This is a genomic window from gamma proteobacterium symbiont of Axiagastus rosmarus (assembly GCF_059730925.1).
This window is the reverse complement of record NZ_AP035925.1, coordinates 1,449,782-1,461,730: the sequence shown is the minus strand read 5'-3', so window position 1 is coordinate 1,461,730 and position 11,949 is coordinate 1,449,782. Positions and strand designations below refer to the sequence as shown.

Annotated in this window: 8 protein-coding genes; 5 read left to right on the top strand and 3 right to left on the bottom strand. The window is 57.2% G+C overall.

What is annotated here, in order from left to right; translation table 11 throughout:
* Nucleotides 1–48 precede the first annotated feature (48 nt).
* Nucleotides 49–2,688: a DNA topoisomerase (ATP-hydrolyzing) subunit A gene (gene gyrA, locus AC6I8F_RS06725; RefSeq protein WP_498010183.1), complete on the bottom strand. Its 2,640-nt coding sequence runs from the start codon at nucleotides 2,686–2,688 to the stop codon at nucleotides 49–51.
* Between the two features lie 176 nt (nucleotides 2,689–2,864).
* Here gyrA and ubiG point away from each other — a divergent pair, with 176 nt between their 5' ends.
* The 4 genes from ubiG to yfaE all read left to right on the top strand — a co-directional run bounded on the left by ubiG (nucleotide 2,865) and on the right by yfaE (nucleotide 7,971).
* Nucleotides 2,865–3,590 (top strand): bifunctional 2-polyprenyl-6-hydroxyphenol methylase/3-demethylubiquinol 3-O-methyltransferase UbiG, encoded by a 726-nt coding sequence (gene ubiG / locus AC6I8F_RS06720; protein ID WP_498028651.1) that lies wholly within the window; start codon nucleotides 2,865–2,867, stop codon nucleotides 3,588–3,590.
* A gap of 627 nt (nucleotides 3,591–4,217) precedes the next feature.
* Nucleotides 4,218–6,503, top strand: a complete 2,286-nt coding sequence (nrdA, locus tag AC6I8F_RS06715) for a class 1a ribonucleoside-diphosphate reductase subunit alpha (RefSeq protein ID WP_021509231.1) — start codon at nucleotides 4,218–4,220, stop codon at nucleotides 6,501–6,503.
* Nucleotides 6,504–6,577: 74 nt separating this feature from the next.
* Nucleotides 6,578–7,708: a class Ia ribonucleoside-diphosphate reductase subunit beta gene (nrdB, locus tag AC6I8F_RS06710; protein ID WP_021509230.1), complete on the top strand. Its 1,131-nt coding sequence runs from the start codon at nucleotides 6,578–6,580 to the stop codon at nucleotides 7,706–7,708.
* 2 nt (nucleotides 7,709–7,710) lie between these two features.
* A complete protein-coding gene (gene yfaE, locus AC6I8F_RS06705) occupies nucleotides 7,711–7,971 on the top strand; it encodes a class I ribonucleotide reductase maintenance protein YfaE (RefSeq protein ID WP_021509229.1) in 261 nt (86 codons plus the stop codon).
* A gap of 363 nt (nucleotides 7,972–8,334) precedes the next feature.
* Here yfaE and AC6I8F_RS06700 read toward each other — a convergent pair whose 3' ends face one another.
* Nucleotides 8,335–9,531, bottom strand: coding sequence for a nicotinamide mononucleotide deamidase-related protein YfaY (locus AC6I8F_RS06700; RefSeq protein WP_059009139.1), 1,197 nt, complete (start codon nucleotides 9,529–9,531; stop codon nucleotides 8,335–8,337).
* A gap of 153 nt (nucleotides 9,532–9,684) precedes the next feature.
* Nucleotides 9,685–9,993, bottom strand: a complete 309-nt coding sequence (gene elaB, locus AC6I8F_RS06695) for a stress response protein ElaB (RefSeq protein WP_021509227.1) — start codon at nucleotides 9,991–9,993, stop codon at nucleotides 9,685–9,687.
* Between the two features lie 288 nt (nucleotides 9,994–10,281).
* On the opposite strand from elaB, the gene AC6I8F_RS06690 reads away from it, so the two are divergent.
* On the top strand, nucleotides 10,282–11,940 hold the full coding sequence (locus AC6I8F_RS06690) for a glucan biosynthesis protein D (protein ID WP_031280040.1): 1,659 nt from the start codon (nucleotides 10,282–10,284) through the stop codon (nucleotides 11,938–11,940).
* The last annotated feature ends 9 nt before the right edge of the window (nucleotides 11,941–11,949 follow it).

Below are 11,949 nucleotides of genomic sequence, written 5' to 3'. Positions count from 1 at the left end.
CGGCAGGTCGGTTGCCCTGACCTGCCGCTTGTGACAGACAACGAACGGTTACTCTTCGTCGTCTGTTTCCGGTGTGTCGTCGTCGCTGTCGACTTCCGGCGCGATATCGTCTTCGCCTTCTGCCACGCTGCCGTCGATGGCGTCGAGTTCTTCCTCTTCCACCGGTTCAGCGACGCGCTGCAGGCCAACCACGTTTTCATCTTCCGCGGTACGAATCAGGATCACGCCCTGCGTATTACGGCCCACCACGCTGACTTCCGACACGCGGGTACGCACCAGCGTACCGGCATCGGTGATCATCATGATCTGATCGCTATCCACCACCTGTACCGCGCCAACCACTGGCCCGTTACGCTCGGTGACTTTAATCGAGATCACGCCCTGCGTAGCGCGCGATTTGGTCGGATACTCGCTGTTAGCAGTACGCTTGCCGTAGCCGTTCTGCGTTACGGTGAGAATCGCGCCCTCTTCACGTGGCACAATCAGCGACACCACTTTGTCGCCTTCGGCAAGCCTGATGCCGCGTACGCCCGAAGCCGAACGGCCCATGGCACGCACCGCGCTCTCCGCGAAGCGCACCACCTTACCGGCAGCAGAGAACAGCATCGCTTCGTCGTTACCGTTGGTCAGCGCCACGCCAATCAGCTCATCGTCTTCACGCAGGTTGATGGCAATGATGCCGGCACTGCGCGGACGGCTGAACTCCTGCAGCGCCGTTTTCTTCACGGTACCGTCTGCGGTCGCCATGAAGATGTTGAAGCCTTCGGTATATTCGCGCACTGGCAGAATCGCGGTGATACGCTCGTTGGCTTCCAGTGGCAGCAGGTTGACGATCGGACGACCGCGCGCGCCACGGCTGGCTTCCGGCAGCTGATAGACCTTCATCCAGTAGAGGCGGCCACGGCTGGAGAAGCACAGAATGGTGTCGTGGGTGTTGGCCACCAGCAGACGATCAATAAAGTCTTCTTCTTTAATGCGCGCCGCCGATTTGCCCTTACCGCCGCGACGCTGGGCTTCATAGTCTGACAGCGGCTGGTATTTGACGTAGCCCTGATGCGACAGGGTGACCACCACATCTTCCTGGTTGATCAGGTCTTCGATGTTGATGTCAGCGCTGTTAGCGGTGATTTCCGTGCGGCGTGCATCGCCAAACTGATCGCGCATCGCCACCAGCTCTTCACGGATCACTTCCATCAGGCGCTCGGCGCTCTGCAGGATGTGAATCAGTTCGGCGATCTGGTCCAGCAGCTCTTTGTACTCGTCGAGCAGTTTTTCATGCTCAAGGCCGGTCAGTTTCTGCAGACGCAGATCAAGAATGGCCTGTGCCTGCTGCTCGGTCAGGTAGTAGCGACCGTCGCGAATACCAAACTCCGCTTCCAGCCACTCCGGACGCGCGGCGTCGTCACCGGCACGTTCCAGCATGGCGGCGACGTTGCCGAGATCCCACGACTGCGCCAGCAGGCCGCTTTTCGCTTCGGCTGGCGTCGGAGCCCGACGAATCAGCTCGATAATCGGATCGATGTTGGCCAGCGCAATCGCCAGACCTTCAAGGATGTGCGCACGATCGCGCGCTTTACGCAGTTCGAAGATGGTACGACGCGTCACCACTTCACGGCGGTGGCGAACGAAGGCTTCAATAATCTCCTTCAGCGTCATGATCTTCGGCTGGCCCTGATGCAGGGCAACCATATTGATGCCGAAAGAGACCTGCAGCTGCGTCAGCGAGTAGAGGTTGTTGAGCACCACTTCGCCGACCGCATCGCGTTTCACTTCAATGACGATACGCATGCCGTCTTTGTCAGATTCGTCACGCAGGCCGCTGATGCCCTCAACGCGCTTCTCTTTCACCAGCTCGGCAATTTTCTCGATCAGGCGCGCTTTGTTCACCTGATACGGGATTTCATTGACGATGATGGTTTCACGACCGGTTTTGGCGTCGGTTTCGATCTCGCCGCGCGCGCGGATGTAAATTTTACCGCGCCCGGTGCGGTAGGCTTCTTCAATGCCACGACGACCGTTGATAAAGGCAGCAGTCGGGAAATCCGGCCCGGTAATGTGCTCCATCAGCCCTTCGACGCTGATGTTTTCATCTTCGATGAACGCCAGGCAGCCGTTGATCACTTCCGTCAGGTTGTGAGGCGGAATGTTGGTCGCCATGCCGACGGCAATACCGGAGGAGCCGTTGATCAGCAGGTTAGGAATTTTGGTCGGCAGGACTTCTGGGATCTGCTCGGTGCCGTCATAGTTCGGCACAAAGTCGACCGTCTCTTTTTCCAGGTCAGCCAGCAGTTCAGAGGAGATCTTCGCCATGCGCACTTCGGTATAACGCATCGCTGCGGCGGAGTCGCCGTCGACCGAACCGAAGTTACCCTGACCGTCGACCAGCATGTAGCGCAGGGAGAACGGCTGGGCCATGCGCACGATACTTTCGTACACAGCGGAGTCACCGTGTGGGTGATATTTACCGATAACGTCACCGACCACACGGGCAGATTTTTTATAGGGTTTGTTCCAGTCGTTACCCAGTTCGCTCATGGCAAAAAGCACACGGCGATGCACCGGCTTCAGGCCATCACGTACATCGGGTAAGGCTCGGCCAACGATGACCGACATGGCGTAATCGAGGTAGGAGTTTTTCAACTCTTCTTCGATATTGACCGGTGTAATTTCTCTCGCAAGGTCGCTCATGGAGCCGCTATCCCTCTACATAATCCCGGATTTTAAAGGTGCGAAAGTATATCACATCGCTTGCGTGCGGTGAACGTAAAGCAGGGTTTTGTGGCGCTTTTCCTTTGCGCTGAGAGATGCCTCGCAGGGTTTATGCGTTTATACTGGTGGCATATTTTGTCAGGAGTCATGATTCAATGAATGAACAACCGCAGGAAAGCCGCCAGAACGTCGACCACGCCGAAATTGCTAAGTTTGAGGCGGTTGCATCACGCTGGTGGGATTTAGAGGGTGAATTTAAGCCGTTGCACCGCATCAATCCCCTGCGTCTTGGCTGGATTGCCCAGCACAGCCATGGACTGTTCGGTAAGAAAGTGCTGGATGTCGGCTGCGGCGGCGGCATTCTCGCCGAGAGCATGGCGCGCGAAGGCGCTGAGGTCACTGGTCTGGACATGGGCGCCGAGCCGCTGGAGATCGCGCGTCTGCACGCGCTGGAGAGCGGCGTAAACATCAACTATGTGCAGCAGACGGTTGAAGCCCATGCGGCCAGCCACGCCGGTCAGTACGACGTGGTGACCTGTATGGAGATGCTGGAGCACGTACCCGATCCGCGTTCCGTGGTGCTGGCCTGCGCCCAGCTGGTGAAGCCGGGCGGCGAAGTGTTCTTCTCTACCATTAACCGTAACCCGAAAGCCTGGCTGCTGGCGGTGTTTGGTGCCGAATACGTGCTGCGCATGGTGCCGCGCGGTACCCATGACGTGAAGAAATTTATTCGTCCTGCCGAGCTGCTGAACTGGGTGGATGAGACCGCCCTGCGTGAACGCAACATGATTGGCCTGCACTACAATCCGCTGACCAACCAGTTCCGCCTCGGCCGCGGCGTGGACGTCAATTACATGGTGCATACCCACCGTCAGGCGTAAACGACCTGTTTCGCCTGCCCGCCCGTGGGCAGCGCTGTTGTAGCGGCGCGATGTATTACGCGAAAAATCGCGCCGCTATGGAATCTACGACCAGCAATTTACTCATCTGAATGGCATAACGCCCTGCACGCCGCCAGTCCTCCTTTCACTTCCGACCGCCCCCGGTTTATCACGCGCTGGCCCTATCCAGATCAATTTCCTTTTAGACGCTGCGATGCGCTTTTTGTAAGGTGAAAAGGTCATAAAAAATTCATAAGCAAACGCAGATAAGTTCGCTGCTGACGGAGCGGCGCGGGCTTTTTTCGCCTGGGAAATTTCCCGAATCGCAGCGGTTGAGCAATAAACACGCGCTCGATCAAAAATTGAAAAAAAACCTGTTATCCGTTGACACCAGGTGCAGGCCTTGTGGCGTGGGGATCCAGGATTTTCGCCACCCCCCAGGGCGTAAAATTTTGTGAAAATCAACTCTTGTGATGATCCGATTGCTGACTAGAATACTCACCATATTGTTGTTCAAACTTTCCGCACCCCCTATATATAGTGTTTATCCACAGGCTTACTCACAATGAGCCGCCTGTGAATAGACGGGGGATAATTTTGTATTTCATGGACAGGTAAACACGCGACATGAACCAAAGTCTGCTCGTTACGAAACGCGATGGCCGCCAGGAGCGCATCGACCTCGATAAGATTCACCGGGTGCTGGACTGGGCAGCTGAAGGGCTGAACAATGTCTCCGTCTCGCAGGTTGAGTTGCGTTCGCACATCCAGTTTTACGATGGCATCAAAACCTCGGACATTCACGAGACCATCATCAAAGCAGCGGCCGATTTGATCTCCCGTGACGCGCCTGATTACCAGTACCTGGCCGCGCGTCTGGCGATCTTCCACCTGCGTAAAAAAGCGTATGGTCAGTTTGAGCCGCCGAAGCTGTACGACCAGGTAGTGAAAATGGTCGAGATGGGCAAATACGATCGCCATCTGCTGGAAGACTACAGCACCGAAGAGTTCGAGCAGATGGACGGCTTCATCGACCACTGGCGCGACATGAACTTCTCCTACGCGGCAGTGAAGCAGCTGGAAGGCAAATATCTGGTGCAGAACCGCGTCAGCGGTGAAATCTACGAGAGCGCCCAGTTCCTGTATATTCTGGTCGCCGCCTGCCTGTTCTCCGGCTATCCGCGCGATACGCGCATGGATTACATCAAGCGTTTCTACGATGCGATCTCCACGTTCAAGATTTCGCTGCCTACGCCTATCATGTCCGGCGTGCGCACCCCGACCCGTCAGTTCAGCTCCTGCGTACTGATCGAGTGCGGCGACAGCCTGGATTCCATCAACGCCACCTCCAGCGCTATTGTGAAATATGTGTCACAGCGTGCCGGTATCGGCATCAACGCGGGTCGCATTCGTGCGCTCGGCAGCCCAATCCGCGGCGGTGAAGCGTTCCACACCGGCTGTATCCCGTTCTATAAGCACTTCCAGACGGCGGTAAAATCCTGCTCGCAGGGCGGCGTGCGCGGCGGTGCGGCAACGCTGTTCTACCCGATGTGGCATCTGGAAGTGGAAAGCCTGCTGGTGCTGAAAAACAACCGCGGCGTTGAAGGCAACCGCGTGCGTCATATGGATTACGGCGTGCAGATCAACAAGCTGATGTACACCCGCCTGCTGAAAGGCGAAGACATCACCCTGTTCAGCCCGTCCGACGTGCCAGGCCTGTATGACGCGTTCTTCGCCGATCAGGATGAGTTTGAGCGTCTGTATACCAAATATGAGAAGGACGACAGCATCCGCAAGCAGCGCGTGAAAGCCGTCGACCTGTTCTCGCTGATGATGCAGGAACGTGCCTCAACCGGCCGTATCTACGTGCAGAACGTTGACCACTGCAACACCCACAGCCCGTTCGATCCAGCCATTGCGCCAGTGCGTCAGTCTAACCTGTGCCTGGAGATTGCGCTGCCGACCAAACCGCTGGAAGACGTCAACGACGAAAGCGGCGAGATCGCGCTGTGCACCCTGTCCGCCTTCAACCTCGGTGCGATTGAAAGCCTGGACGATCTGGAAGAACTGGCGACGCTGGCAGTACGTGCGCTGGATGCCCTGCTCGATTACCAGGACTACCCGATTCCGGCGGCAAAACGCGGTGCGATGGGCCGTCGTACCCTGGGTATTGGCGTGATCAACTACGCCTATTACCTGGCGAAACACGGTGTGCGCTACTCCGACGGCAGCGCCAACAACCTGACGCACAAAACCTTTGAAGCCATTCAGTACTGGCTGCTGAAAGCCTCCAACGAGCTGGCGAAAGAGCAAGGTGCCTGCCCGTGGTTTAAAGAGACCACTTATTCGCAGGGCATTCTGCCGATCGATACCTACAAAAAGGATCTCGACAGCGTATGCAATGAGCCGCTGCACCTTGACTGGGAAGCGCTGCGTGAGTCGATTAAAACCCACGGCCTGCGCAACTCCACGCTGTCTGCACTGATGCCGTCTGAGACCTCTTCGCAGATTTCGAACGCCACCAACGGTATCGAGCCGCCGCGCGGTCACATCAGTATCAAAGCGTCGAAAGACGGGATTCTGCGCCAGGTAGTACCGGAGTATGAGCGTCTGAAAGATCAGTACGAACTGCTGTGGGAGATGCCATCAAACGACGGCTATCTGCAGCTGGTTGGCGTGATGCAGAAGTTTATCGATCAGGCGATTTCATCGAACACCAACTATGATCCAGGCCGTTTCGCCAATGGCAAAGTGCCGATGAAACAGCTGCTGAAAGATCTGCTGACCGCGTACAAATTTGGCGTGAAGACCCTGTACTACCAAAACACCCGTGACGGTGCCGAGGATGCGCAGGACGATCTGGCGCCGTCTATTCAGGACGATGGCTGCGAAAGCGGCGCCTGTAAAATTTGATCGAAAGGCGCCTGCGGGCGCCTTATCGTGTCTGGGCCAGCAGCGGCTGGCCCGTTTCACTTTTGGACTTAGTCATGGCTTACACTACTTTCTCACAGAACAAAAATGACCAGCTGAAAGAGCCGATGTTCTTCGGCCAGTCAGTGAACGTTGCCCGTTTCGACCAGCAGAAATACGACATCTTTGAAAAGCTGATCGAGAAGCAGCTCTCTTTCTTCTGGCGTCCGGAAGAGGTTGACGTCTCGCGCGATCGCATCGACTATCAGGCGCTGCCGGAGCACGAGAAGCACATCTTCATCAGTAACCTGAAGTATCAGACGCTGCTGGATTCCATTCAGGGCCGCAGCCCGAACGTAGCGCTGCTGCCGCTGATTTCGATTCCCGAACTGGAAACCTGGGTAGAAACCTGGGCGTTCTCCGAGACCATCCACTCACGCTCGTACACCCACATCATCCGTAATATCGTCAACGATCCGTCACTGGTATTTGATGACATCGTGACTAACGAGCAGATTCTGGCGCGCGCGCAGGATATCTCGAAGTATTACGATGATCTGATCGAGATGACCAACTACTGGCATCTGCTGGGTGAAGGCACGCATCAGGTGGCGGGCAAGAGCGTGACCGTGAACCTGCGTGCGCTGAAGAAGCAGCTGTATATCTGTCTGATGAGCGTTAACGCGCTGGAAGCAATCCGCTTCTACGTCAGCTTTGCCTGCTCGTTCGCCTTTGCCGAGCGCGAACTGATGGAAGGTAACGCCAAGATCATTCGTCTGATCGCCCGTGACGAAGCGCTGCACCTGACCGGCACCCAGCATATGCTGAACCTGATGCGTACCGGTGAAGACGACCCTGAAATGAAAGAGATCGCCGCAGAATGTCGTGACGAGTGTTTCGATCTGTTTAAGAAAGCGGCCGAGCAGGAAAAAGAGTGGGCTGAGTATCTGTTCAGCGGCGGCTCAATGATTGGTCTGAACAAGGACATTCTGTGCCAGTACATTGAGTACATCACCAATATCCGCATGCAGGCGGTGGGCCTTGATCTGCCGTTCCAGACGCGTTCTAACCCGATTCCATGGATTAACTCGTGGCTGGTGTCAGATAACGTGCAGGTGGCGCCGCAGGAAGTTGAAGTGAGCTCCTATCTGGTGGGTCAGATCGACTCCGAAGTGGGCGAAGACGACTTCAACGATTTCCAGCTGTAAGCATGAGCCGTTCCGTGGTAATCCTGCGCAGCTCCGGCTCCCGGCTGGAGTGCGCAGACGAACACCCTAATCTGCTGACGACGCTGGAAGCACACAATGTGTGCGTCGAGTTTCAGTGTCGCGAAGGCTACTGCGGCTCCTGCCGCATGCGTCTGCTGAAAGGCGAAGTGGATTATGCGGAAACCCCACTGGCGTTTATTCAGCAGGGCGAGATTCTGCCCTGCTGTTGTAAGGCCAGAGGGGAGATTGAGATCGAGCTGTAACCTGCCGCTACACCAAACCCAAAAGTCCTTTAATGCTGCAACATCCATACAGGTCGTCAGAGAGGTTGCCGCTTGCTGCACCGGCGTAAATCCATCCCTGGAGCCTGCCGCCGCGCCGTCCTGGCGCGGAGGCTGCTGCAAGCGGCAACCTCCCCCACGCCCTATCAGGCTTCTTCATTGCGGTAACAGAACGTCACCCTGCAGCGACACCAATGCTAACGGGAAGAGGGGATGTTGAGCTAAGCCGGACGTCACGCGGCAAGGATGCCGCGTGTCGAGGCCCGCAGGGAGCGGGTTTTGCCGTTCCGGGCGTGCTCAACTTCCCCTCTGACCTTGCTGATGATGACCGCCAGCACAATCGGGTTAGCTCTTCACCGTCTCCAGAACATCAATCCAGCCGTGACCGGTACTGACTTCACTGCCGTGCAGCCAGCGGCGCAGCATATTCATCGCCATCATCGCTACCACTTTCTGCCGGGTTTCCAGATTGTGCCGCCCGTGGGTAAATTTCACCCGCTGGCCCCAGCTGGCTTCCGGTGTGTGCAGCGCAATCGACACTTCCCCTTCCTGCAGATCGCCAACCGACAAGGCCAGCACTGTACCCTGCTGAGCGGCTAACTGACGCGTGCGCGTAACCTGCGCTTCCAGCGACTCCTCACGTGCCGGCAGCAGCTCAGCGGCGCTAAGCGGCACCTGCGCGGCGGCCAGCTGCCAGTGCAGCAACCCGGCCGTGTATTGTTCGCTCAGAGCAAGGCGGAAGCCGCGATCGTGCAGTTCCCGCGCCAGCACGGCCGGCAGCCCTTCAAAGCCTTCAAAAATGGTGCACTCGGCCAGCAGTAACTTAACCTGCTGCCACACCTGCTCCATCGCCACGCGCTGGCTGGCCGGGCCGGTCAGTTTGATCTCAATGATGGGCATCGACGAACGGTAGCCCATCACGACGCCTTCCGGCAGCGGCAGCGGTTCAAGCTCGGCGGCAATATCGCTCTCGCCGCGGCCAAAGGTGGTCAGACGCAGGCACAGCGGGGGTTCTGGCAACGCAAAACGCGCCTTAAGACGCGGAATAATCTGCTGCTCAACCATCACTTTGAATTCTGACGGCACGCCGGGGGTAAAGAATATCCAGCAGCGATTAAGCTGCAGGGCAAACCCACAGGCGGTGCCGACCGGGTTATCGATCAACTCGGCATTGGCCGGGATCTCCGCCTGCTTGCGATTACTGGGTGCCATGAGCCGCCCGCGGCTGGCAAACCAGGCTTCCATCTTCTCCAGCCACGCCTGCTGCAGCACCAGCTCGCTGCCACTGGCGGTGGCCGCTGCCTGGGCGCTGAGATCGTCGCTGGTCGGCCCGAGACCGCCGTTCACAATCAGCACGTCGGCAATCTGACTGCGACTCTGTAGCGCTTCAACCAGCGAGCTCATCGCATCGCCGACCGTACTGCGACTGGTCATCGGCAGGCCGTGCTGAAACAGCACATCGGCCAGCCACGCAGCGTTGGTATCGACAATCTGCCCATGTAACACTTCATCGCCCGTTGAGAGCATTTCGACACGTATCACGATCTCTTCTCCTTATCCCTGTGGCTTTCACTGTAGGGAGCGCGCAGGCGAAACACAATCGCCGCCGGTGCGAAATAGCGGGTTAATCGCGATGCGGAAAGGAAACAGCGGGAAAGCAGGAATCGGGCGCGACGGACATCGCGCCCACGGGGATTAACGGCGCGCCAGCAGCAGGCCAACAAACAGACCGGCAGCCGCACCGATACCAATGCCCTGCCACGGTTTTTCATGCACGTAATCGTCGGCACGATACGCTGCCTGTTTGGCACGATAGTAATAGCTGTCGGACGCCTGGCTCACGCGATTCTTCACGTCTTCCAGCGCCTGCTCGGCTTTCTGCTTCAGTTCGATATATTTCTGGTCCGCCGGATCGCCCGAGGAGCGCAGCACTTCTTCCAGCGTTTCCGTCAGCAGCGCCAGATCGTCATCAAGACGGGTTTCAAATTGATCGGTAGATGACATGTTCACAATCCTCCATGTTTAAATGCGGTGTCGATTAACTATAGTCATAAATTGCGTTTTTGCGCCGCGCCGTCATCCGCTGACTGCGCTTTTTGCCGCGCTGAACGCAAAGTTATGTCATCCGGGGCGTTGCACGCGGAATTGTGCTTCGTTTATTTGATTAATCTGATAAATTTTCAGCGGACTGAATTTTTTATTTTCGCCACTGTCGTAACCCCCTGTAGCCTGACGCTAAATGTCTTGCGACAGCCTCAATACACCCGAGCAGCTAAGGAAAAGATTTCCGGCATGAATCGTAGAAAATTTATGAAAGCGTCCATGGCCCTCTCTGCCGTTAGCGGCATGACCGGGCTCTCCTCGCTGTTTGCGCAGTCCGCCTGGGCCGATGATGGCATCGCCGACGGAACCGCCGTGCGCTTCGATTTCGATGTGCTGAAAAAGAAAGCCGCGGCGCTGGCCAAACAGCCCTGGGGCGGCGCGCCCGGCCCCCTGCCCGCGACCCTGGCCAATCTGACACCGCAGGCGTATAACGAAATTCAGTACGACGCTAACCACTCACTGTGGAACAACATCGCCGACCGCGAGCTGGATGTGCAGTTCTTCCACGTTGGCATGGGCTTTAAGCGCCGCATTCGCATGTTCTCCGTGGACGCCGCCAGCCGCGAGGCGCGGGAAATCCACTTCCGTCCGGAACTGTTTAATTATCACAACGCCAACGTGGATACCCAGCAGCTGGTGGGTAAAACCGACCTCGGCTTTGCCGGTTTCCGCGCCTTTAAAAAGCCGGAGCTGGCGCGACGCGACATCGTTTCTTTCCTCGGTGCCAGCTACTTCCGCGCGGTAGATGAAACCTACCAATATGGCCTGTCAGCCCGTGGCGTCGCGGTTAACACCTTCAGCAATGGCCAGGAAGAGTTTCCCGACTTCACTGCCTTCTGGTTCGAAACACCCAAAGCTGAAGACACCACCTTTGTGGTGTATGCACTGCTGGACGGGGCCAGCGTCACCGGTGCCTACAAGTTCACCATCCACTGCGAAGAAAAACGCGTAGTGATGGAGGTGGAAAACCACCTGTTTGCGCGCAACGAGATTCGTCAGCTCGGTATTGCGCCAATGACCAGCATGTTCAGCTGCGGTACCAACGAGCGCCGCATGTGCAATACCTATCATCCGCAGATTCATGACTCCGATCGACTGGCAATGTGGAGCGGTAGCGGCGAGTGGATTGCCCGTCCGCTGAATAACCCACAGCGCCTGCAGTTCAATGCCTATCAGGATGAAAACCCGCGCGGCTTCGGTCTGCTGCAGCTGAATCATGATTTCAAAGATTATCAGGATGTGATTGGCTGGTATGACAAACGCCCCAGCCTGTGGGTGGAGCCGATCGGTAAATGGGGTAAAGGCGCCATCAACCTGATGGAGATCCCGACGACCGGGGAAACGCTGGATAACATCGTTTGCTTCTGGCAGCCGGCCGAGCCGGTCAAAGCTGGCAGCGAATTTAATTTCCAGTACAAACTCTACTGGAGCCAGCTGCCGCCGGTACGCAGTGGTCTGGCCCGCGTTGATGCCACGCGCACCGGTATTGGTGGCTTCCCGGAAGGCTGGGCACCGGGCGAACACTTCCCGGACCAGTGGTGCCGCCGCTTTGCTATCGATTTCATTGGCGGCGACCTGCAGGCGGCCGCGCCGAAAGGCATCGAACCGGTAATCACCGTGTCGTCCGGCACCTTCAAACAGGTGGAGATTCTCTACGTCGAACCGCTGAAAGGGTACCGTATCCTGTTTGACTGGTATCCGAACAGCGACTCAACCAAACCGGTGGATATGCGCCTGTTCCTGCGCACCAAAGATGAGACGCTGAGCGAAACCTGGCTGTATCAGTACTTCCCGCCACCGCCCGATCAGCGCAAGTACACCGACGACCGGCAGATGACGCCGGGCTAACCTGCACGG

What these genes read in the sequence shown, in the direction of transcription:
- nrdB (WP_021509230.1), top strand. Translation starts at nt 6,578, where the DNA reads ATGGCTTACACTACTTTCTCACAGAACAAAAATGACCAGCTGAAAGAG.
- yfaE (WP_021509229.1), top strand. Translation starts at nt 7,711, where the DNA reads ATGAGCCGTTCCGTGGTAATCCTGCGCAGCTCCGGCTCCCGGCTGGAG.
- gyrA (WP_498010183.1), bottom strand. Translation starts at nt 2,688, where the DNA reads ATGAGCGACCTTGCGAGAGAAATTACACCGGTCAATATCGAAGAAGAG.
- nrdA (WP_021509231.1), top strand. Translation starts at nt 4,218, where the DNA reads ATGAACCAAAGTCTGCTCGTTACGAAACGCGATGGCCGCCAGGAGCGC.
- ubiG (WP_498028651.1), top strand. Translation starts at nt 2,865, where the DNA reads ATGAATGAACAACCGCAGGAAAGCCGCCAGAACGTCGACCACGCCGAA.
- AC6I8F_RS06690 (WP_031280040.1), top strand. Translation starts at nt 10,282, where the DNA reads ATGAATCGTAGAAAATTTATGAAAGCGTCCATGGCCCTCTCTGCCGTT.
- elaB (WP_021509227.1), bottom strand. Translation starts at nt 9,993, where the DNA reads ATGTCATCTACCGATCAATTTGAAACCCGTCTTGATGACGATCTGGCG.